The 22,475-nt window shown below is 59.1% G+C and carries 17 protein-coding genes; 10 read left to right on the plus strand and 7 right to left on the minus strand.

Annotated features, from left to right (window positions below):
• Positions 1-43: 43 nt before the first annotated feature.
• Together WA928_RS08835 and WA928_RS08840 are read right to left on the minus strand one after the other, a co-directional pair.
• Entirely contained in the window at positions 44-2,560 is a 2,517-nt protein-coding gene (locus WA928_RS08835; protein ID WP_424302346.1) for a YbcC family protein, read from the minus strand.
• Positions 2,557-4,137: an NADH-quinone oxidoreductase subunit L gene (locus WA928_RS08840; RefSeq protein WP_424302349.1), complete on the minus strand. Its 1,581-nt coding sequence runs from the start codon at positions 4,135-4,137 to the stop codon at positions 2,557-2,559. Before WA928_RS08840 ends, WA928_RS08835 begins: the two co-directional genes overlap by 4 nt.
• Positions 4,138-4,254: 117 nt before the next feature.
• Here WA928_RS08840 and WA928_RS08845 point away from each other — a divergent pair, with 117 nt between their 5' ends.
• A complete protein-coding gene (locus WA928_RS08845) occupies positions 4,255-5,157 on the plus strand; it encodes a LysR family transcriptional regulator (RefSeq protein WP_424302352.1) in 903 nt (300 codons plus the stop codon).
• A 101-nt stretch (positions 5,158-5,258) separates the two neighbouring features.
• Complete coding sequence (locus tag WA928_RS08850; RefSeq protein ID WP_424302355.1) at positions 5,259-5,894, plus strand: carbonic anhydrase; 636 nt, start codon at positions 5,259-5,261, stop codon at positions 5,892-5,894.
• A 63-nt stretch (positions 5,895-5,957) separates the two neighbouring features.
• On the opposite strand, the gene WA928_RS08855 is transcribed toward WA928_RS08850, so the two are convergent.
• Entirely contained in the window at positions 5,958-6,539 is a 582-nt protein-coding gene (locus WA928_RS08855; RefSeq protein WP_424302358.1) for an NUDIX domain-containing protein, read from the minus strand.
• A gap of 40 nt (positions 6,540-6,579) precedes the next feature.
• The gene (locus WA928_RS08860; protein ID WP_424302361.1) at positions 6,580-9,180 is read right to left on the minus strand and encodes a bifunctional diguanylate cyclase/phosphodiesterase; all 2,601 of its coding nucleotides are present in this window, start codon (positions 9,178-9,180) and stop codon (positions 6,580-6,582) included.
• Positions 9,181-9,433: 253 nt separating this feature from the next.
• On the opposite strand from WA928_RS08860, the gene WA928_RS08865 reads away from it, so the two are divergent.
• A complete protein-coding gene (locus tag WA928_RS08865) occupies positions 9,434-9,940 on the plus strand; it encodes a GAF domain-containing protein (protein WP_424302364.1) in 507 nt (168 codons plus the stop codon).
• A gap of 71 nt (positions 9,941-10,011) precedes the next feature.
• On the opposite strand, the gene kdgD is transcribed toward WA928_RS08865, so the two are convergent.
• The 3 genes from kdgD to WA928_RS08880 all read right to left on the minus strand — a co-directional run bounded on the left by kdgD (position 10,012) and on the right by WA928_RS08880 (position 13,285).
• Positions 10,012-10,923 (minus strand): 5-dehydro-4-deoxyglucarate dehydratase, encoded by a 912-nt coding sequence (gene kdgD, locus WA928_RS08870; protein WP_424302367.1) that lies wholly within the window; start codon positions 10,921-10,923, stop codon positions 10,012-10,014.
• A gap of 259 nt (positions 10,924-11,182) precedes the next feature.
• A complete protein-coding gene (locus WA928_RS08875) occupies positions 11,183-11,926 on the minus strand; it encodes a FadR/GntR family transcriptional regulator (protein ID WP_424302370.1) in 744 nt (247 codons plus the stop codon).
• An 84-nt stretch (positions 11,927-12,010) separates the two neighbouring features.
• Positions 12,011-13,285, minus strand: coding sequence for a glucarate dehydratase family protein (locus WA928_RS08880; RefSeq protein WP_424302373.1), 1,275 nt, complete (start codon positions 13,283-13,285; stop codon positions 12,011-12,013).
• 370 nt (positions 13,286-13,655) lie between these two features.
• On the opposite strand from WA928_RS08880, the gene WA928_RS08885 reads away from it, so the two are divergent.
• The 7 genes from WA928_RS08885 (at position 13,656) to WA928_RS08915 (ending at position 22,423) form a co-directional block, all read left to right on the plus strand.
• Positions 13,656-15,224, plus strand: coding sequence for an aldehyde dehydrogenase (NADP(+)) (locus WA928_RS08885; RefSeq protein WP_424302376.1), 1,569 nt, complete (start codon positions 13,656-13,658; stop codon positions 15,222-15,224).
• 23 nt (positions 15,225-15,247) lie between these two features.
• Positions 15,248-16,579, plus strand: coding sequence for an enolase C-terminal domain-like protein (locus tag WA928_RS08890; RefSeq protein ID WP_424302379.1), 1,332 nt, complete (start codon positions 15,248-15,250; stop codon positions 16,577-16,579).
• A gap of 326 nt (positions 16,580-16,905) precedes the next feature.
• A complete protein-coding gene (locus WA928_RS08895) occupies positions 16,906-17,880 on the plus strand; it encodes a Bug family tripartite tricarboxylate transporter substrate binding protein (protein WP_424302382.1) in 975 nt (324 codons plus the stop codon).
• Positions 17,881-17,972: 92 nt separating this feature from the next.
• On the plus strand, positions 17,973-18,422 hold the full coding sequence (locus WA928_RS08900; protein WP_417252582.1) for a tripartite tricarboxylate transporter TctB family protein: 450 nt from the start codon (positions 17,973-17,975) through the stop codon (positions 18,420-18,422).
• 11 nt (positions 18,423-18,433) lie between these two features.
• Positions 18,434-19,939: a tripartite tricarboxylate transporter permease gene (locus WA928_RS08905; RefSeq protein WP_424302386.1), complete on the plus strand. Its 1,506-nt coding sequence runs from the start codon at positions 18,434-18,436 to the stop codon at positions 19,937-19,939.
• A 218-nt stretch (positions 19,940-20,157) separates the two neighbouring features.
• The gene (locus tag WA928_RS08910; RefSeq protein ID WP_424302389.1) at positions 20,158-21,564 is read left to right on the plus strand and encodes an MmgE/PrpD family protein; all 1,407 of its coding nucleotides are present in this window, start codon (positions 20,158-20,160) and stop codon (positions 21,562-21,564) included.
• A gap of 13 nt (positions 21,565-21,577) precedes the next feature.
• A complete protein-coding gene (locus tag WA928_RS08915) occupies positions 21,578-22,423 on the plus strand; it encodes a phosphosulfolactate synthase (protein WP_424302392.1) in 846 nt (281 codons plus the stop codon).
• The last annotated feature ends 52 nt before the right edge of the window (positions 22,424-22,475 follow it).

Raw genomic sequence — 22,475 nt, forward strand, 5'->3', positions numbered from 1 at the left:
ATCAAGCCAGGCCGGGCTTGCCCGCAAACCACAAACACCCGGGTTAAATGGCCAGCGGCAGCCACTGCCCCCGCTGATACCGCTGCAAAGCATCGCCTTCGTAGCGCCACAACAGCATCCAGCCGTTGTTGCACAGTTGCCCCAGCACGGGATTGCGGTTGATGATGCTTTCGATGGACGCTGCAGGTGCATCAATCAGCACCGTCAGGCGCACGGGCTGGTGATACCAGCCCTCGCCATTGTGCAGGGATTGCTTGGGCAGGCCGATGCGCAGATCCCCGCCATTGCCTTCAAAAACGCCCACATGGCCATCCACCACGTTGTGCAGCACCTTGTTGCCAGAACCATAATGAAGCGGATCACAGGTGGAGGCATGGTATTGCCATGACAGCCAGTGGGTAACCACCATTGGCCCCATCATCAGTTTTTCCAACACGCTGCCATCCGCATCGTATTGCGCATCGTAATCATGCAGGTAGGTGCGGCTCAGCACCTTGTTGCGGCTACGCGCACGCGGCCCGATGATAAAGGCGGCATTGCGCGTCAGGCCCCACTCGGGACGGGTTTGCGAGCCGTCATTGGCCCGGCGCCGAAACGAAGTCAGCAAGGCTGCCGGATCCACCTCGGCATCCATCCACAAGGCCGGGGCACGCTCGCGCCGGATCAGATCGCCCGCACGCAAGAAGGTCTGCTCCATGCGTTGCCAGCGGGCCAGGGCGGCCGGTGGCAGCAAGTCCAGATCAAATCCGGTGACATCATCCGTGGTGGTATTGTGCAGCGCCCCCATAAAAAAAGTGTCCGGCGGTATATTGAGCCCGCGATAGCGCAGGCCGTCACGCACCTGTGGGTCATTCAGCAGCTGCGCCAGGGCCCGGGCATTGGCTTCGCCGGGGCGGCCGTAACACGCCCCACAATCCAAGGTAGAGGCATGGGCATTGTTGGTGCTGTGGCCGGCATGGCCACACAAAATCACCAGCGGCGCCAGGCGGTCGTCCAGACCCATGGTGTGCAGCACCCCGGCCGCCAGATCCACCTGCGCTTCGATTTCCAGGCCGACAATCTCGGGACGGCACTGATCCTGAACTTCGGCGGGCACCCCCAGGCGATCCACCGATACGCGGGGGCTTGCCGGCGGATGGATCCAGCGGGCAATCTTGCCCAGATACCCTAGCCCAAAGGCCTCAACAAACGAGAAAGTGGCATTGGACCAACGCACGGCACCCAGCCATTGATCAAGCTGGGCCAGACGCTGGCGCCGCACGGCGCCAATCCGGGCCGTCTGTTTTGCGTCCGGCTGTGCATGGCCGTGGGACGTGATGACATCCTGCACCGCGACGGAGGGGTACGCCGGCCCGGGCAACTGTGGCCGCTTGATGTCGGTGCCCAGCAGCTGATAACGCACAGGAATGCCAAAAAAGCCGGCGAATGCCCGGGTTTCAATCCCCGACCAAAGAGACTCCAGCGCACGCCGCATGCGCTCGCTGCGGGTATCAATGCAAAAAACTGCCTGCACCTCGGGGGTGGTGTGTGCTAGCGCAGGCGCGGCTGCCCGCAGGGTGTTGGCAAAGGGTCGTTGAAAGCTGATTTCCAGTGCTTCCTGCCAGATCTCATCCACCCTGAGCGTGGCATCTGCCTGCGCAAGGCGCTCGGGGAATTCTCGCCAACTGGCATCCAGCGTCGCCACAGCAGTTGATCGTGCGGCAGGCTTGACGGCCCGTGCCAGCAAGGCTTCCCAGGCAATGCGGCAAGCCAGCAACTCGCGCAGGCGTGGGTCGTCCTGCCCCGAGGGTACCTTTTGCCAGGCAATATACGCGCACCACGAGGCCCAGCCATTGATGGAGAGCAGCAGGGCTTCAAAATAATCCCGCCAGGTGGTGGCATTGAGTTCAAGCTCGGCCAGGGCCCAGGCCATGGCTTCGTGCGGCGATGCCGGCAACCGGCGGATATGCTGCATCAGACCCGCAATCCCCAGCCGGGCGCCCAAACCGTGATCACCCACTATGCTTTCGCGCCAAAACCCATACAAACTGGGGCTTCCCGAGGCGCGCCAATCGGCCTGATGGCGGTCGTAATACGTGGCACAGGTCTGGCTGATCTGAAACACAATGGCCTCACGCCAGGGCCAGCGCCTGTTTTTCTGGATATCATCATCCAGCAAATCCACCAGCAGGGGCTCGTGGCGCACCCGCAAAGGGCTGGAAAGCGCAGCCACACAATGTTCGGCCGACACCTCATGGGGTTCGTCGGCAACACGGGCCGCCAAGGCAGCCTCCAGATCGGCCTGCGCCAGACGCTTGGTCTGCCATTCTTGCAGCAAATAGTCGCGGGCCGGAAACACACGAAAATCACCCAACACCGCCAGGCGCGCAGCAACCTGGCGGATGGGCTGGCCGATCCGGCGCCAATGCGGGTTTACCGCCACCGCCTGATCCAGCGGCCACACCGGCATGATGCTGCCACAGGCCTGCGCCACAGCCTGCTGCAAGACTGGATCATCCACCGGTGTCGCAGCCTCCCCGGGTGCGTCATTTGCACGATCAAGATCCATGACGGGATTCATGATTTTGCACTCCTCCATACGGAGGACGGCGGCGCAGGCCGGGGTACCGGCCCACGGCCCGCGCCTGCCCAGCGGGCGGGCCACAAGCGCAAGACCCAGTGGGTATAGCCTTCATCCATGTAAAACCCGGCGTACACCCAGCGACGGATGGCAATGACGGATTGTGGCCACAGCTGAAAAATAATCATCCAGAAATACATGACGGCCATACCGACCAGTGCCACCATGCCGCCGGCATGCAAGGGGTCGTTGGCCACGCCCACCGGGGCGCGATCCACCACTCCGGCGGCCAAGGTCAAAATGCCGGCCATCAGCACCGCGGTCAGCAGACGCACTGGCACCTTGGCGGGATAATCGGCGGGCGACGCAGGCAGCCAAAGCAGCGGCGCCCAGGCAAAGGCCAGCACCGCACTCCACCACCAGGGCCAGGCATGTGCGCCCATCAGCGCCTGCAGCCCAAACACAATCGCAAACGACACCGGCACAGCCAGCACCATACTGAACCCGGAGTTATGGACTTCGCCTGTCATCACCTTGCGGTCACAATCACGCACGATGCTGGAGGCATTGAGAAAATTGTGCGCCTTGTACAGCGAGTGGCCCAGCAGGTGCAAGGCGGCAAACAAATACAGGCCCAGACCACATTCCAGCAGCATGAATCCCATCTGGGCGATGGTAGACCACGCCAGATGCACCTTTTGGCTGACCCGGGTCAGTAGCACCAAGCCCGCCACCATGGCCGATACCAGGCCAAAAATCACCAGCAGCCAGCGCGCCGCCAGGGACACCCCCAGCAACGGGGCAAACACCACCAGCACGTAGCCGCCCAGATTGACAACCCCGGCATGCAGCAGCGCAGAGACCGGCGTGGGGGCTTCCATCACCTGCACCAGCCAGCCATGCACCGGCATCAGGGCCGTGCGGGCAATCACAGCCAGTACCAGGCAAATGGCACTCCAGCCCAGGGTCGCTGAAAACCGGCCCGTGGCAATGTGCTCGTTCAGCACCGCCAAAGAGCCGCTACCCACCTCAGACCAGGACAGATAAGCCGCCAGTATCAGCAGGGCATCGGCCGCACGGTCCGTGACAAACTTCTTGTGCGCGGCCAGCAGCGCAAAGGGCCTATCACGGTAAAAACACAACAAACCATGCATCGCGTGGCCAATAGCAGCCCAGGCAGCAATCAGAACCACCCAGTGATTGGCCAGCAGAAGCAGGTGAACGGCGGCCAGCACGGCAGCCAAAGCCGCAATGTAGGCTGCCTGACGTGGTTCGCCACGCAGATGATTGCTGGAGTAAATAACGATAGCGGCACCCAGCAGCTGTACAAGCAGGCTGGTCCAGGCACCAAATGTGCTTACCGACAACCACAGCGCAAGGCCCGAGGCAGGCATCTGCCCCGACGTTGCCAACCACAGCTGAGACACCAGGCCCAGGGCCGAGAACCCCAGCGCAAGCAGCGTGAGCCGGTTGAAATCAACCCACAAGCCTGGCACAGCAGCCTGGCTGCGCCAGGCTTGTCCGGCGGCGACGGCCATCAGCACCACGGGGATGAAAGCCAATGCAAAATTAATCATGTCAGGCAAAATCAAGATGCCTACTCCAATATGCGACAGGCGTATTTTTCAGATTTTTATATGTTCTGTAAATTACATTTATAATATTTGAACGTTCTTAAAAACAGAACAGACACCATGGATGTCAACCAGCTCAACTTCAAGCATCTTTATTATTTCTGGCGGGTGGCCAAAGAAGGCTCACTAACGCATGCAGCCAACCAGATCCACACCTCGCAATCCGCACTGTCCACACAAATCCGCCAACTCGAGAACCGGCTGGATACCCCTCTGTTTGACCGCCAGGGCAGGCACCTGGAGCTGACAGCCAAAGGACAGCAGGTATTTACCTATGCTGAAAACATCTTCGGTCTGGGCGAACAGATGCTGGGCTGGCTGGATGGCCGCGAAGAAGGCACCACACGTGTGCGGGTGGGCAGCGTGTCAACCATGTCACGCAACTTTCAAGTCAACTGGCTGCGCCCACTGTTGCGAGATCCCTCAGTGGTGCTGTCCGTGGATTCCGGCTCCCTGCAAACTCTGATCGAGCGCCTGCTACGCCACCAACTGGATGTGGTGCTGGCCAACGAGCCTGTACCATCCGACCCTACCCGCCCGGTTTCTTCGCGGTTCCTGGGCAGCCAGATCATCTCGTTGGTGGGCCGTGCCGACCGCTGGGCAGGTGCCAGCCTGCAAGTGCCCGAAGAACTGGATGCCGTAGAGATGGCCATGCCCAGCGTCCGCCACAGCGTGCGTCTGCAATTTGATGCCCTGTGCTTTGCCGCCGGCGTGCAACCCCGCGTACGCGCCGAGATCGACGACATGACCATGCTGCGGCTGATTGCTCGCGACAGTGGCTGGCTATCCATCCTGCCCGAAGTGGTGGTACAGGACGAACTGCATTCGGGCGAACTGGTGCACGTGGGGCAATCCTCTCAGTTGACCGAGCACTTCTATGCCATCACCGTGCAGCACGGCCGCCTGGTGGGGCCACTGAACCAACTGCTGGTCGACGCTGCCACCCGCACCATCTTTACCTGATGAAGGCTGGTGCGCTAAAACCATTTTCCTGACACGACACATTTTTGGTATGGCCGTCTCTTTGCCAGCTGTGCTGATCTAAACATCAAAAGGATATGCCTGTGTTTCCCCAACGACTCTCCGAAGGCTATGCCTCTTTTCAAAATGGTGCACTCGACACCGAACGGGCGCGCTATCGTGAATTGGCCGAGCACGGCCAGCACCCGGACATCATGATCATCAGCTGCGGGGATTCCCGTGTGGCGCCCGAAATCATCTTTGACGCGGGCCCCGGCGAGATGTTTGTCGTACGTAATATTGCCGGCATCGTGCCGCCTTGCGATGAGCAGCCCGAATCTGCCTTTCACGGCACCAGTGCCTGCGTCGAATTCGCCGTCAATGCCCTGCGCGTGGGACATATTGTGGTCATGGGCCACGCCAGCTGCGGTGGGGTAGCCGCGTACACAGACCGCACCCAGCCACTGTCCACCCGGGACTTCATTGGCAAGTGGGTGTCACAGATCAAACCTGTGGCTGATCGCATCGGCCCACCGGGGGCCGACCGCGCCGAGTGGATACGACGCATGGAATGGGGCGTGGTCGAGTACAGCATGGAGAATCTGCTAACGTTTCCGGCTGTGCGCGAGCGTCTGGACGCAGGCAAGCTGCAGATTCATGGTGCCTATTTTGGTATTGCCACGGGCATCCTGTTTATCCGTAATCCCCGTACCGGCCGCTTTGAACCCTGCACAGATTAAACAGGGTGCCTTGCTGCCTGATCCGCGCAAAGCGAAGCCGGCCAGATATTTGCCGGGCTCGGCTCAAGCGTTTTCCCAACGCAGCGGCCATGCCCCCTGGCGCACATTCTGCAGCCACAAGGCGCAAGTGAGGGTCTTGGCATCTGTCACCCGACCGCTTTGACAGGCCTCAAAAAACTCAGCTTCAGGCTGAACCAGCAAATCCAGGAACTCATCCTCATCCAGATGCCGCTGCCCCGGACTCAAGTGGCGGGCAAAAAAGATATGGATGATCTCGGTGGAATACGCAATGGCCAGATGCAGTGCCCCGGCCTGGGCCCACTGCCCTGCGGTATAGCCGGTTTCTTCCAGCAGTTCGCGCTGCGCACAGCACAAGGGGTCTTCGCCAGGCTCCAGCTTGCCCGCCGGAAACTCCGTCATCACCTGCCCCACCGGGTAACGAAACTGGCGCTCAAGCAGGATATGGTGGTCATCCAGCAAAGGGATGATTACCACGGCCCCAGGATGAATGATGTACTCACGGGTGGACAGCGCACCGTCCGGGGTGCGCACCGTATCCTGGCGTGCCTTGAGAAAACTGCCCTCGCACAGCGACTGCGACTGAACACAGGTTTCCTGCAGATGGGCATCAGAATCGTTTGGCATGAAAATATCCTTGGTGGGGCAATCGCGCAGCAGCCCGGTCTCAGGCAGACGCATCATGAGCCGACTGCAGCCATTGTCGCGCCTGCAACTCGGGCTGCGGGTAGCCAATCCAGTAGCCCTGGCCCACGTCGCACCCCAAGTTCAACAAAAGATCCTGTATTCCCTGGCTCTCGATCCCTTCGGCGATCACTTCCAGGCCCAGGGTATGGCTCATTTCAATGATGGATCGCACAATGGCACGCAGGTCTGGATCATCCACCACACCAGCCACAAACGATTGGTCGATCTTCAGGGCGTCAACCGGCAGCCGGTTAAGGTAGGCAAACGAGGAATACCCCGTGCCAAAGTCGTCGATCGAGAGCCTGACCCCCAGGGCGTGCAGTGCATACAGCGTGCGCAGCGCACGCGCCGGATCCGCCATGATGACGCTTTCTGTGACTTCGAGTTCAAGCAGCTCGGGCGCCAGGCCATGCTGGTTCAACGCCGCTTCAACTTGCTGGGGAAACTGTTCGTCCATCAGATTGCGCGCCGAAATATTGACGGCAATGGTGGCACCCGGGTGAATCTCCTGAAAACGCACGCAGGCCCCGAGTGCCTGATCAATCACCCATTGTGTAAACGGATGGATCAGGTCGCTGACCTCGATGATGGGAATAAATTGTGCCGGCGGAATCATGCCGCGTTTGGGATGATGCCAGCGTGCCAGCGCCTCAAAGCCCAAGGGCACCCCCAACGACCGCCCGGCCTGCGCCAGGGCAATCTTGGGTTGCATATGCAACGCAAATTGCCCTTGCGCCAAGGCATTGCGCAACTCGGCACGCAAGAGCAGACGATCATCCACCCGCGATTGGTCCTGCTGGTTAAAGACGGCAATTCCCAGACCATCGCGTTTGGCACGCCGCATGGCCATATCGGCATAGCGCAGCAAATTATCCGGCTGGCGCGCATGCACAGGGTACATGGCCATACCAAAACTGCAGCTGATGCGGACTTGCAGCTCATTCAGGGCAAAGGGCTCGCGGATCGAGGCCAGCAAGGCACTTACCTGCGCACGCGCATGGGCTTCGGCGCCCGTGGCCAGCACCCAGGCAAACTCATCCGCTCCCAGCCGGGCCAGCAGGCTGGATTCATCCAGCACCGCCTGAAACCGCTGGGCAGCCACTTGCAACAGGCGATCACCCACATCATGACCCAAGGCACTGTTCACTTCTTTGAAACCGTCCAGATTGGCAATCACCAATGTCAGGGAACCATCACCTGCCCCCCGCATGGCATTGTGCAGACGGTGCTGGATTTCACCTCGGTTGAACAGTTTGGTGAGCGGATCGTGGCTGGCCTGAAACGCCAGGGCCAGCTGCTGCGCCCGCCGCTCGGTACGATCCAGGAAGGTGACCAGACAAAAATCCAGCCCGTTGCCTTCGCGGATCGGATATACCCAGTACTCTACAGGGAAGCAGCTGCCATCCTGGCGCCACAGCACTTCGTCATCCACATGCACACGGGAGCCACTAGAGCAACTGTTTCTGATCCTGGACTCGCTTTCCAGCATGACCCGGCCGTCTTCGTAACGATGCTGGAAATATGCGTGAAACTCCAGGCCCAGCAACTCTTCCGGGCGACTGAAGCCCAGACGATCCGCGCACGCCTGATTGGCAATCACCACCCGGCCAGAGGCATCAAGCCCCACAATGGCTTCTGCCGTGACATCCATCAATTGACTTAACAGGCGATCACGCTCATGCGAGCGCCGCAAGGAACGCTGCATCAGGTTGAAGGCAATCAACAAGGTGACGCACAGCAGCAGACCCACCAAAAGGATGCCGTTCCACAAGGCCTGGCGAGCATCGGCATATAGCGCGGTTGTGGGGACTTCATAGCGCACCGACAAACCCCGGGGGTCTCCTATGGGGCCTGCAGCCATGGCAAAGACAGTCCACTCTTCATCTCCAGCACCCATATACTGGGTGCGAAACAAGGTATCTGCCAACAGGGGCTCTGGCGCCAGACGCTCACCCAGATGACTGGAATCCCCCGGTATGCGCTGCAGGACGTGACCATAACGATCCAGAATCCACAGCCGGGATCCCGGCAGCAGATCCGGGATAGCCGCACCGGCCAGCAGATAACCAAGATTCAGACTGGTGTAGGCTACCCCGGCGGCAAGACCGGAATGTCCCGGTACGCGCGTAGCCAGCACCATAGTTGGGATACGGGATATCCGGCCCAAAAGGAACTCACCAACCACCACATCGGTGGATTGCACTGCCTTCTGGAAATACAGGCGATCACCCAGTTGGGAGCCTTGGGGGTCGGGATCTGGCAGACCTGAACAGGCCAGCCGGCCATTGGTCTCGACAACCCCGAAATTGAGGTAACGCGGCAACCGCCCCAGCAGGATCGCCAGGTAGCCACGACATTCGTCCCAGTTGCCGTCGCGCAGCACAGGCGAATTGGCCAGGGTCAGCAGCACATCGCGGGCATCGTTGAGCAAGGTGCGATCGTAGGCAGCGGTAAGCTGCACCAGGTTTGCAGCAGCGCGCTCGTCGTTTCGCGACAGGGCCTGGTGTTGATGCCAGACGTAATAACCCAGGCCTCCGATAACTGGCAGGGCTGTTGCCAATACTGCGAGAAACACACGCACGCGCAAGCCGTCAAAGAGCCTCGGCCCTCCACGTGTGCGACGTAACGCAGAAAAAAAACCTGTGTCTCCAGCCAATCAGGATCCTTTGTACAGGACGACCCGGGCGCTATACCCGACCAATAAGCTTTGGAATATACACAAAAGCAGCAAGCCTGTGGGTTTGCCACTCAGCGGCCTACTCTGTGCAAACAGGCACCACCAAAAGGGCAACTGACCTAGAATAGTGGTTTTTACCTACTGCAGCCAACACGCCATGTTTCATCTATCGCCACAAGAATTTGCCAGCAAGAAAGAGCACTATGCCAGCCTGGCCGAACAGGCCCGCCACTTGATTGCCGGCGAGCCGAGCCTGATTGCCAATGCGGCAAATTTCAGCGCGCTGGTGTATCACAGCCTGCCACAAGTCAACTGGGCAGGATTTTATCTGTACGACGGCACTGAGTTGGTGGTGGGTCCATTCCAAGGCAAGCCGGCCTGCATCCGGATCGCCATCGGCGCGGGGGTGTGCGGCACGGCAGCGCATACGCGCAAATCACAGGTGGTGCAGGATGTGAATCAGCATGACGGCCACATCCCCTGCGATGCTGCCTCACAGGCTGAAGTGGTGGTGCCGCTGGTGCGTGCCGACGGCAGCTTGCTGGGTGTATGGGATGTAGACAGCCCAGTGGCGGGGCGCTTTGACGAAGAAGACCGCGCGGGCATGGAATCCCTGTGTCAGGTATTCATGGCGCATCTGGACAGCAGCAAGGCAGCTGCTTGAATTTGTTGCGGGGTACCTGCCACAAAGCCGCCCCGCAACCAGCCCAGCCCCAGCGGGCAAACAGAACGTAATCAAGCAGGCAAGGCTTCGATGAGTTCGCGCAGTGCTGCTGCTTCCTGAGGATTCAGATCCGAGAGCGGTGCACGCACAGGCCCAGCCGGATGGCCAACAATGCGGGCGCCCGCCTTGACAATGCTGACCGCATAGCCGGCCTTGCGGTTGCGTATTTCCAGCAAGGGCAGAAAGAAAGTATCCAGCAGATGGCCGGTGGTTGACTCATCACCGGATTTCACGGCTTCATAGAATTTCATGGCAGTGGCCGGAACGAAGTTGAACACAGCCGAGGAATACACCGGCACGCCCAAGGCACGATAGGCTGCGGCAAAGATCTCGGCGGTGGGCAGGCCACCCAGATAGGCGAAGCGGTCTCCCAGGCGGCGGCGCACCCGAACCATGTTCTCGATGTCGCCTACCCCATCCTTAAAGCCAATCAAGTTGGGGCATTCTTCGGCTAGTTGCTCCAGCACGGAAGCCGACAGGCGGCACTGGCCACGATTGTAGAGAACCACCCCAATACCCACGGACTGGCAGACTTCCTTGATGTGACGTGCAATGCCGTCCTGGGGCGCCTCGGTGAGATAGTGAGGCATCAATAGCAAACCGGCAGCCCCCTGGCGCTGAGCTTCCTGGGCAAAGGCGATGGCGTTTCGGGTAGGGCCACCCGCTCCGGCCAGAATTGGTGTGTGATCCTGGCAGGTCTTGACGGCGGTTTCCACAACCTTCGAATACTCATCCAGAGTCAGGGAGAAGTATTCTCCCGTGCCGCCGGCAGCAAACAGCGCCCGGGCACCAAACGGCATCAGCCATTCCAGGCGAGCCTGATAGCCCTTGGCGTCGAAATCGCCATTTTCCTTGAAATCGGTGACGGGAAAAGACAGCAGCCCGTCATTCATTATTTCTTTCAGTTCCTGGCAAGCGATCATGAGAGCATCCTCTGGTGAATAGAGAGGGGCTTTCATCCCCTCATCACATATAAGTTATACGTTATCATACAACATAAGAATTGGAGCTGCAATGGTAATAGCGATAAGGTCTTTTTTCCCTAAGGGAGTGCCCGGGCAAGCGCACCAAAGTACGTGCTGACTTCAGCCGCTGGAAACCGTATACGTTGGCTCGAGGCCAGCAACAAGGCAGAAGCGTGCCAATATCTGAAAAACAGATACGACGACCGATTAGTGGTGGTCAGGAAGACTGATCCTGGTGCGCCACAACCTCTTGCGCCTTACGCAGGCGCTCTCTGCTGTTGGCCAGGTGGGTACGCATGGCGGCCCTGGCGGCATCCGGATCCTTGCGAACAATAGCGTTGTAGATGTCCTCATGTTCCAGATGGACACGTTCCAGGTAGCGTACGCGATCGCTCTCCGCCAATGCGACGGAATCAACCCGCGTCCGGGGGATGATGGCTTTGCCCAGCTGCTTGAGAATATCGTGGAAATAGCGGTTGCCCGTTGCCGTGGCCACCAACAGGTGGAAAGCCACATCAGAGACAACCGCATTACCGGTTTTTTTGCGGATGTGCTCGACGAACTCGTCCAGGACAGCACGCAACTGATGCACATGAGCATCCGTACGGCGCAGGGCAGCCAGGCCGGCCGCCTCGGTTTCGAGACTGATGCGCAACTCCAGGATAGCAATCACATCCAGCATAGTGAGGATATTTGCGGTGCGGATACGTAACTGCTGCTCGTTTTGTGGCTCAAGCAGGAAGGTGCCGATCCCGTGCCGGGTTTCCACCAGCCCGCCCGCCTGCAAACGGGAGATCGCCTCGCGGATGACCGTGCGGCTGACGCCGAATGATTCCATCAGCTCGGATTCAGTCGGTAATTTCTCGCCGACATGAAATTCTCCGTTGCGGATACGCTCGGACAGCGCAGTCACGACATCCTGAGTCAGACTGCGAGAACGACGGACGGTACCAGTAGCCATGATCGGTGGGATATTTTTAATGTTGGATGACTGTCATCATACTTCAAGCCCGGCTGATCGAATTGCAGACACGCCTTTGCACACTTAGAATCTGGGCGCCTTTCCAGTCCAGTCTGGCTGGTATTTACGCATTTGCGCGGTATCGTTTCGCGAACGAATCCCACAATCCAAATACTGCTGGTGCAAACGAGCCAGTGCATCCTGATCAATATCCACACCCAGCCCTGCAGCGGCACCCAGCACAATGGCCCCATCCTCAAAGCGCAACTGCCCACCCGCGATCACCTCTTCTTGCGGATCCAGCCACGGATAATGGGTATCGCAGGCATAGCTGAGCAAGGGCACGCTGGCCGCCACATGGGCCATGGCCATCAGGCTGATGCCCAGATGCGAATTGGAATGCATGGACAAACCCAGGCCGAAAGTCTCGCACATACGAGCCAACAGTTGCGTATCACGCAGTCCGCCCCAGTAATGATGATCCGACAAGATGATCTGACAGCCTTGTGACCCGGTATTGACGCGAAACTGATTCAGGTCGGTGACCACCATGTTGGTAGCCAGCGGCATACCCGTGGCCTGATGCAAAGCAGCCATATCCGTCAGCGTGGGGCACGGATCTTCGTAGTATTCCAGCAACCCGTCCAGCTGCCCACCCATCACAATCGCAGTAGACAAAGACCAGTTGCCATTTGGATCGATCCGCAAGGGCACGCCCGGAAACCGGCTGGCCAGCGCCCGGATGCAAGCCACTTCCTGATCGGGCGACAGGACGCCGGCCTTGAGCTTGATGCTTTTGAAACCATGCCGCTTGATCATGGTTTCTGCCTGGGCCACCAATTGATCCGGGGTCAATGTCTCACCCCAGGCATCATCGGGATAGCGGGCATCGATATGACGTGCATATTTGAAGAACAGATACGCGCTAAATGGCACGGCATCGCGCACCCGCCCGCCCAGCAGATCCACCAGTGGCATGCCCAGATACCGGGCCTGCATATCCAGAAAAGCAACCTCAAACGCGGCATACAGCTTCTGCAGATTTTTTGCCGGATCCGTGCCCGGCGCCAGGGTAAAGGCCGCGCCGGCACTGGTTTGCGTACGCGCAACAACATCCTGCGCCCGTCGCCGCAAGCCGTTCAGATCGAAGGGATCCAGCCCCACCAGATCCGGCGCCAGCACCTCCAGCAAGTCGAGTACCGGCGCGTCCCCATAGGTTTCCCCCAGGCCGATATGCCCCGAATCACTTTCCAGTTCAATGATGGTACGCAAGGCGTAGGGCTCGTGGATACCGGCCGCATTGAGCAGCGGTGCATCTTTGAACGCGATAGGGGTGATCCGGATAGTCTTGAGTTTCATGAGGTCGTGGATATAAGGAGAAGTGGAATATTTTCAAGATGTCATACGACAAAAAAACTTCCGAAACCAAAGAGATTCGGCCTGCTCAAAAAGGCTGCTCCAAAGATGAAGGTCTCCGAAGCTTTTATTTATCAACGCATTACCAGACAAAAGTACGCATATGCCTATTCTGAAAATATCGGTGAAAAGTTCATCAATCTTCCGATCAAGTAGATCATACGATGACTTACAAGATAGAATTTAACTCCGGCTGACACGCACTGTCCAATAAAACCTGGCTTGACCAAAACCCGACGGACACGCGCTCTGACGCGGTATTACATACGTTGTATGATAACTTACCTGTGAACCTATTCCTCGGAGATTTTCCATGCCCATCACCGCCATGCAACTCATCGGCAAGCAAAACATCCCTGGATCCGGCAAGGCTTTCCAGGCAGTCAATCCGGCCACCGGGCAGTCCCTGCCTCCAGCCTGGAAAGGCGCTGACGCCAGCCAGGTCAACCTAGCCGTCACCCTAGCGACCCAGGCATTCACCAGCTATCGGGAGACCACGCTTGAGCACCGGGCGACCTTCCTGGAGACAATCGCACAAGCCATCCTGGATCTGGGTGACGAACTGATCGAACGGGCCATGCTGGAAACCGGCCTGCCCCGCCCTCGACTCGAAGGCGAGCGTGGCCGTACAGTCAACCAGTTGCGCCTGTTTGCCCGGGTCGTGCGCGACGGCGACTGGATCGATGCCCGCATCGATCACGCTTTGCCCGAGCGAAAACCCGCACCACGCAGCGACCTGCGCACACGCCACATTCCACTTGGCCCCGTCGCCATTTTCGGTTCCAGCAATTTTCCTTTGGCCTTCTCTGTGGCAGGGGGCGATACGGCCTCGGCACTGGCTGCAGGCGCACCCGTCGTCATCAAGGCGCATCCCGCCCACCCCGGCACCTCAGAGCTCGTCGGCCAGGCCATTCGTTCTGCCGTTCAGCAGTGTCAGCTCCACGAAGGGGTCTTCTCTCTGCTCGCCGGCCCTGATGTCGAGCTCGGTCTGTCACTGGTGGGCCATCCCGGTATACAGGCCGTGGGATTCACGGGTTCCCGCCAGGGCGGCATTGCCCTGATGCACGCCGCCGCCCAGCGCCCTGTACCGATCCCTGTCTATGCAGAAATGAGCAGCACCAACCCGGTCTATCTGCTACCGGGCGCTCTGGCCGCCCGGACGACATCCCTGGCTGATCAATTTTCCGTCTCGCTACTGGGCAGCGCAGGACAGCTGTGTACCAATCCGGGCCTGGTCATTGCTCTGGACGGCCCGGACCTGGATCGTTTCATCTCACAAGTCACCAGCAAGGTGTTGGCGGCCCCCGCCACCACCATGCTCACCCCCGGCATTGCCCGCGCCTACCGCACTGGTGTCGAGCGCCTGCTGGCTCATCCGGCCGTCGACAGCCTGGCGCAGGGCACCTCCGATGAGACACCCGCGCATTGCCAGGCCAATCTTGCCATGACGACAGCCCAGGCATTCCTGGCCGACCCGGAAGGCCTGGGGGCGGAAGTCTTTGGCGCAAGCTCTCTGATTGTGCGTTGTGTGGATACGGGGGAATTCACCGCCCTGGCGCAGGCCCTGGAAGGCCAGCTGACAGCAACGATCCATCTGGAATCCGGCCCCGACGACGCACTCGCTGCCGCCCTGATTCCAATCCTGGAACTGAAGGTAGGCCGCATTCTGGCCAACGGCTTCCCGACAGGGGTTGAAGTCTGCGACGCGATGGTTCATGGCGGCCCCTTCCCCGCCACCTCCGACAGCCGCACCACCTCGGTTGGTACTCTGGCCATCCGCCGGTTTCTGCGTCCCGTGTGCTATCAGGACATCCCTGACGCACTCCTGCCTGTTGCGCTGCAGGCGGCCAACCCCTGGCACCTCACCCGATCCGAACGTTGAACACGCACTGCGCTGGAAACCTCATGACACAAACCCCTCAGATCACCAAAGTCACGGTCGTGCCGGTTGCCGGCCAGGACAGCATGCTGCTGAACCTCAGCGGCGCGCATGGCCCTTACTTCACTCGCAACATCGTTCTGCTCGACGACAGCGCCGGCCACCAGGGCCTGGGCGAAGTCCCTGGCGGCGAGAAGATCCGTGCCGAAATCGAGCGGCTTGGCCAACAGCTGATCGGCCAGCCAATAGGCCAAATGAACGAACTGCTGGAACGCTGTCGCACCGCCACGCAGGGGGGCACCGAAGACCGGCGTGGAACCCAGACCTTTGACTTGCGCACCGGCGTTCACGTCGTTACTGCGCTGGAATCCGCACTGCTGGATCTGCTTGGCCAGCACCTGGATGTCCCCGTCGCCACCTTGCTGGCCGATGGCCGCCAACGCGATAAAGTCGAGGCCTTGGGGTATCTGTTCTACATTGGTGACACCAGCAAGACGACGCTGGGTTATCGCCAGGAAGACACCGCGGATGATGAGTGGTTCCGCCTGCGAAACCAGAAAGCCATGACTGCCGACGCGGTGGTGCGTCTGGCCCAGGCAGCTCAGGCGCGCTATGGCTTTCGCCATTTCAAGCTGAAGGGCGGTGTCCTTGCTGGTGACGCTGAAATCGAAGCAGTCACAGCCCTGGCTGAACACTTCCCGGACGCGCACATCACGCTGGATCCAAACGGTGCCTGGTCCCTGCGTGAGGCCATTCGCCTGTGCAGAGACCAGCATCACGTACTGGCCTACGCCGAAGACCCCTGCGGTGCTGAAGCTGGGTACTCCGGCCGGGAAGTCATGGCAGAATTTCGCCGTGCAACCGGCCTGCGCACGGCCACCAACATGATCGCAACCGACTGGCGCGAGATGATGCACGCCATTCAGTTGCACTCCGTGGACATTCCCCTGGCTGACCCACACTTCTGGACAATGCGTGGTTCAGTCCGGGTGGCCCAGATGTGCCACGAATGGGGCCTGACCTGGGGCTCTCACTCCAACAACCACTTTGACATTTCACTGGCCATGTTCACCCACGTCGCAGCTGCCGCGCCCGGTGACATCACAGCCATCGATACACACTGGATCTGGCAAGACGGCCAGCACCTGACGGCCGACCCATTGCGCATCGTCGATGGCGCGATCACCGTCCCGCAAGCACCCGGCCTGGGAGTCCACATCGACACCGACCGTCTGGCCAGGGCGCATGCGCTGTATCTGGAGAAAGGCCTGGGCAGCCGGGACGACTCCGTGGGTATGCAGTTCCTGATCCCTGGTTGGCGTTTCGACAACAAGCGGCCCAGCTTGGTTCGGCCCTGAGAAAACTCATTGTTATTCTGCTGCCAGGCTGCTGATCCTCAGCACCTGGCTATTTTTTTCTCATTGATGTGAGTCTTCGTGCTTGGAAACCAGCCATCCAGACGGCCTCTACTTCTCTTGTTATACGATGACCTATATCAATATTTTCAATGACCATAAATGTCTATTAGTGGCTATACATCGTTTAAACAAGCTATTTCAGGGTAATTACCGATTACAAGTTGTATGATGACTTATCATAATAAGTTATGCGACGTACAAGTACGGGCAGTCACGACACATCGTGCATACCGTGCACCCTCAGCAACTTCCAGGAGACATCACCCATGACGACAGTAAAAAAGATTACGCCAGTACTGGCCGCGGCCTCTCTGGGCCTGGCAGGGCTCTTTGCCACGCAAACCGCGCTGGCTGCCTTCCCAGACAAACCCATTAACGTGATTGTGGCGTACTCTGCAGGCGGTGGCACTGACACCACGGCGCGCACACTGGCCCCCTTCCTGGAAAAAGTACTCAAAGTACCCGTCAACGTCGTCAATCGCCCGGGTGGCTCAGGCTGGGTGGGCTGGGTCGGCTTGGCCAATGCCAAGCCCGACGGCTATACGATCGGCTATCTGAATTCACCCAATATCGCCAGCGGCCTGGTCAATCCAGCCATGGAGCGCCCCGTCAAGCTGGACGACTTTGTGGCCATCGGCAACCAGGTCTCGGATCCCGGCGCAATCGTGATCCGCAAGGACGAAAAACGCTTCAGCAACTTCAAAGAACTGGTGGAATACGCTAAAACTCACGAGCTCACCACCACCGCCACCGGCGTGGGAGGCGATGACCACCTGGTTACGCTCAAGCTCAATAAAGAGCTGGGCACTCAATTTCGGGCCATTCAGTTCGAAGGTACCGCGGACAGCCGCACCGCCTTTCTGGGCGGGCACGTTGACATCCTCATGACCAGCGTGGGTGAGGTCTACACGCTTAACGACAATGGCCAAGTCAATGTAGTAGCCGTCACTGCCCGCAAGCGCTCGCCGTTCATGAAAGACGTCCCCACCGTTCAGGATGTCACCTCCAAAACCGTTATCTCAGCGTCAACACGCGGCCTGGTGGCACCCAAAGCCATCTCTGCCGACAACCTGAAAACCCTCAGGGATGCCATGCAAACGGCAGTCAATGACCCCGACTACCAGGCCAAAATGAAAAGCCTGGGCATCGGTGCCGATTACATGGCTGGCCCTGAATACATGAGCGCCCTGAAAAAAGATGTCGAAGACATCAAGGGCGTCAGCGATCTGATCGGCTGGTAAGCCAGACGGCGTTAGCGTGTCCCCCCAGGCCGCACTGTCATATTTACGTGGCAATGCGGTCTGGGACGAGTGATTTTTGAGGTGAGCTTATTTTGAAGAACATTGGTGTCTGGGTAGGGCTGCTGATTGCAGTGTTCGGCGCAAGCCTGTTTGTGATGTCGCTGTCCATGAACTACTACGGTAAATACGGGCCCGGACCCGGGCTGTTTCCCTTATGGATCAGCGGCCTGCTGGTGATCCTGTCGGTGATGTACATCATCGACTCCATCAGCAAAGAAAGCCTTTCATTCAAGAACGTCATTCCAGAAAAACGCATTGTCAAGAAACTGGCAACCATTCTTGGCGCAATCCTGTTTTTCATTATTACCGCCCCCTATCTTGGGTTCTTCAGCGCCAGCACCATCGCTGTCACGATGTTGCTGTGGAAGGACTACAACTGGCGCTGGTCAGTGGGGATCGCAGTGATTCTGACCGCGGCACTGTACGTGATTTTCGGGACATTGCTGGATATCCCGCTGCCGGTAAACATCTGGGGTTGGTAAGGAGATTACAGGTGGAAGCAATCAATCTGCTGTTATCCGGGTTCGACACTGCCTTTTCGGGCTGGAACCTGCTGTATTGTCTGATCGGCGTATCCATCGGCATGGTGGTAGGTATCTTGCCAGGGCTGGGGCCCAGCGCAGGCACGGCCCTCCTGATACCCGTGACGTTTGGCATGGAACCCGTCTCGGCCATCATCATGCTGGCCGGCATTTATTACGGCTCCATGTACGGCGGCACCATCACCACGGTGCTGGTCAATGTCCCCGGCGAAGCCGCATCGGTCATTACCTGCCTGGACGGCTACCCTATGGCTAAAAAAGGCCGGGCAGGCGTGGCATTGGGCGTGGCGGCCATCGGCTCATTTGTGGGCGGCACGGTTTCCATCATTGCCGTCAGTCTCATCGCCCCCCATCTCGTCAAATTTGCCCTGGCGTTTGGCCCCCCAGAATTCTTCGCCCTGGTGGTGCTGGGGATGACGATGGTCATGGGGCTGGCCGGCAAATCCGTGCTGCGCGGTGCAATCTCCGTGGTACTGGGCTTACTGCTGGCTACGATCGGCATGGCGCCCAGCTCGGGGGTTCCCCGGTTCTACCTGGGCATCCCACAGTTGCTGGACGGCCTAAATTTTGTCACCATCGCCATGGGCTTGTTTGGCCTGGCAGAAATCCTTGCCGGCGCCGAAGAAAGCTTTAAAAACCCCAGCAAACCCGCAGAAGTTAAAAAGCTGCTGCCCGAACGCGACGAATGGGGCGCCACCGCCAAGTCCATCAGCCGGGGCACCGCCCTGGGGTTTTTTTGCGGCCTGATCCCTGGCACCAGCTCGGTGGTGCCGGCGCTGCTGTCCTATTCCCTCGAAAAGAAACTTGCCAAAGATCCTTCGCGCTTCGGCCAGGGCGCCATCGAAGGCGTGGCCGGCCCCGAGACCGCCAATAACTCTTTTTGCGGCGGCGCCTTTGTGCCCCTGCTGCTTCTGGGTATTCCAAGCTCGGCCACCATGGCGGTTCTGCTGGGTGCCTTCATCCTGCACGGCCTGACACCCGGCCCGATGTTGTTTGTGCGTCACCCAGACTTTGTATGGGCAGTGATCGCCAGTATGTTTATTGGCAACGCCCTGCTGCTGGTGATGAACCTGCCTATGGCCAGGATGTGGGCCAAGGTCATCAACATCCCCTCGAAGCTGCTGTTTCCCATCATTATCGGCATCTCGATCGTCGGTACATATTCGATCAGCAACAGCCTGTGGGACGTGGGCGGCTTTCTCGTCTTCGGCATTTTGGGCTACCTGCTGAAAAAGGCCGATATCCCCGTGGCACCAATTGCCCTGATGTTCATCCTGGGAGAGCTCATGGAGAAATCCCTGCTTGAATCCCTGGCAATCTTCAAAGGCAATCTCTTTGAGATCATCACGCGTCCGATCGCCGGCAGCCTGATCCTGGTGTCTGTCCTGATTCTTGTCCTGAGCGTCTTTGCCGGGAAAATGAACAAAAAAGAATACTTCCAGGACGTCGAAGCATAACAAAGCCTGCCGCAGCACAAGGCCTTCAGCATCATCGATGATGCTGAAGGCCTTGTGCCGTGCAGCCGGTGTGTATGCCTGAATATGTATGTCGCAACAAGGGTTAACCCTTAATTCATTCCCATTGAAGATTAGAATGAGAATCGTTACGAACCCATACATCCACCGTGGAGCTTGCCTTCAAGCCCGCCGTGCCGCAGACCGACAGGGAGAACCAGATGACAGAAACCAGAACGGAAGTCCAACGTCTTGCCGAGTTTGCTGCGCAGGCCAAGCTCGAGGATCTAAGCCCAGAGGCACTTGAGCAGCTCAAGATTCGGGTGCTGGATACGGTGGGCGTGGCGATCGGAGCCCTGGACGCACCACCGATGGTCGCCATTCGTGCACTGATCGAGGAGCTTGGCGGCAAGCCCGCCTGCACCTTGCTTGGCGGTGGCCGCACCAGCCCCGAACTGGCGGCATTCTTCACAAGTGCACTCAGCCGCTATCTTGATTTCATGGATGCCTACATCGCCCCCGGCGAGACCAACCATCCATCGGACAACTTCGGTGCGGTACTGGCTGCGGCGGAAAGTGCAGGCGCCTCAGGGGCAGAGCTGCTGACAGCGCTGGCCGTGGCCTACCAGGTGCATACTCGGCTGTCCGATGTGGCGCCCGTGCGCGCACGTGGCTTCGATCACACGACGCAGGGCAACTTCGCAGCGGCAGTGGCGGCAGCACGTGCCATGGGGCTGTCGCAGGCGCAGATCGCAAATGCGGCGGCCATTGCCGGGACAGCCAATGTCGCGCTGCGCGTCACGCGCACCGGTGTGCTCAGCAACTGGAAGGGCCTTGCCTATGCGCACGTCTCCAAGGAGGCGATTTTCGCGGCACATCTGGCGGCCCATGGTATCACCGGGCCGGAAGCAGTTTTCGAAGGCAACAAAGGGTTCAAGGAATCGGTTTCCGGCCCGTTCACGATCGACTGGCAGGCGGAGAATCTGGAGCACGTGCGCCGGACAATCGTCAAGAAACACAACGCCGAGATCCACTCACAGTCGGCACTGGATGCAGCACAAGAGATTCATACCTCAAGCGCCTTCCGGGCCGAGGCCATCGACTACGTGCGGCTACGCACCTTCCAGGTGGCGTATTCGATTATTGGCGGCGGCGAGGAAGGCGACAAACGCAGCGTCCGGACCAAGGAGGATGCCGATCATTCCTTGCCATGGATGCTGGCGGCCGTTTTGCTGGACGGCAAGCTCACGCCTGCGCAATACACCACGGAACGCATCAGTGCACCCGATGTGCAGTCGCTCATGCAATGCATCACGATCACGCCCGATGCGGCGCTCTCGGCACAGTTCCCTCAGCACATGCCGGCAGAACTGGAGGTTGTCTTGCTGGACGGCACAACATTGAAGGCCTCACGCAAGGCCTACCGCGGGTTCTACACCGATCCGCTCGACTGGACCGAAGCACGCGCCAAGTTTGACGCACTGGCTGCACCCTTTACCGATGAGGCGCTGCGCGACGAGCTCGCAGACATCATCCACCATCTTGAAAAGTATCGCAGCACGGATCTGACAACCGCCCTTGCCCGCGTAAGCTGCGCGCGCCAGGACACCACCGATCTTTATTCGTAGCAAGGAGAAAGCAATGGCTGATATGAGCACACACGATGTTTCGTTCAATTTTGTGCCACGCGCCTGGCGCCCGGCCAAACCGCGCACCACAGGCATCACCGAAATACGCGCACCGTACTACTCCACTTTCGGTACCCGACACATGAAGGATGTCTTCGAGGCAGCCGGGCAATGGATCGACGGTATCAAGTGGGCAGGAGGTTCGTTTTCCCTCATGCCACGCCAACAAGTGAAGGCGATGAACGACGTCGCCCACAGCAACGGCGCCTATGTGTCATCCGGCGGCTGGATCGAAACCGTCCTGCGCTATGGAGATGCGGCAGTTGATCAGTACCTGTCGGAAGCCAAGGAAGTGGGCTTCGATGTGATCGAAATCTCCACTGGCTTCATCATGGTGCCCACCAGCGGGCTTGAGCGCCTGGTGAAACGTGTCGTTGCCGCCGGCCTGAAGGCCAAGCCCGAGTTGGGCATTCAGATCGGCTCTGGTGGAGATTCGGGCGAAGCGGAGCTTGCCGCCGAAACGAAGAAAGACATTGGCGACCTTATCGATCGGGGCAAGCGTGCCCTTGATGCCGGCGCTTCCATCATCATGATCGAATCCGAGGGCATCACCGAGAACGTTGTGCAATGGAATACCGCTGCAGCGGCGGCCATCATCAACGGGCTGGGCATCGAAAACGTCATGTTCGAAGCGGCCGACGGCCCGGTGTTCGAGTGGTATATCAAGAACTACGGCAACGAGGTGAACCTTTTTGTTGATCACAGCCAGATCCTGCAGCTCGAGGCACTGCGCCAGAACATCTGGGGCAATAAAAGCACCTGGGGACGCGTGATCAACCCGGCACCCACCGGGAGTTGACGGCCAGGACGTGTTCGCACAGTGAGTACCTTACTAAGCGAAATCCCCGTAT

This window comes from Castellaniella sp., from assembly GCF_049651205.1.
In the GTDB taxonomy this organism is placed as follows: Bacteria; Pseudomonadota; Gammaproteobacteria; order Burkholderiales; family Burkholderiaceae_B; genus Castellaniella.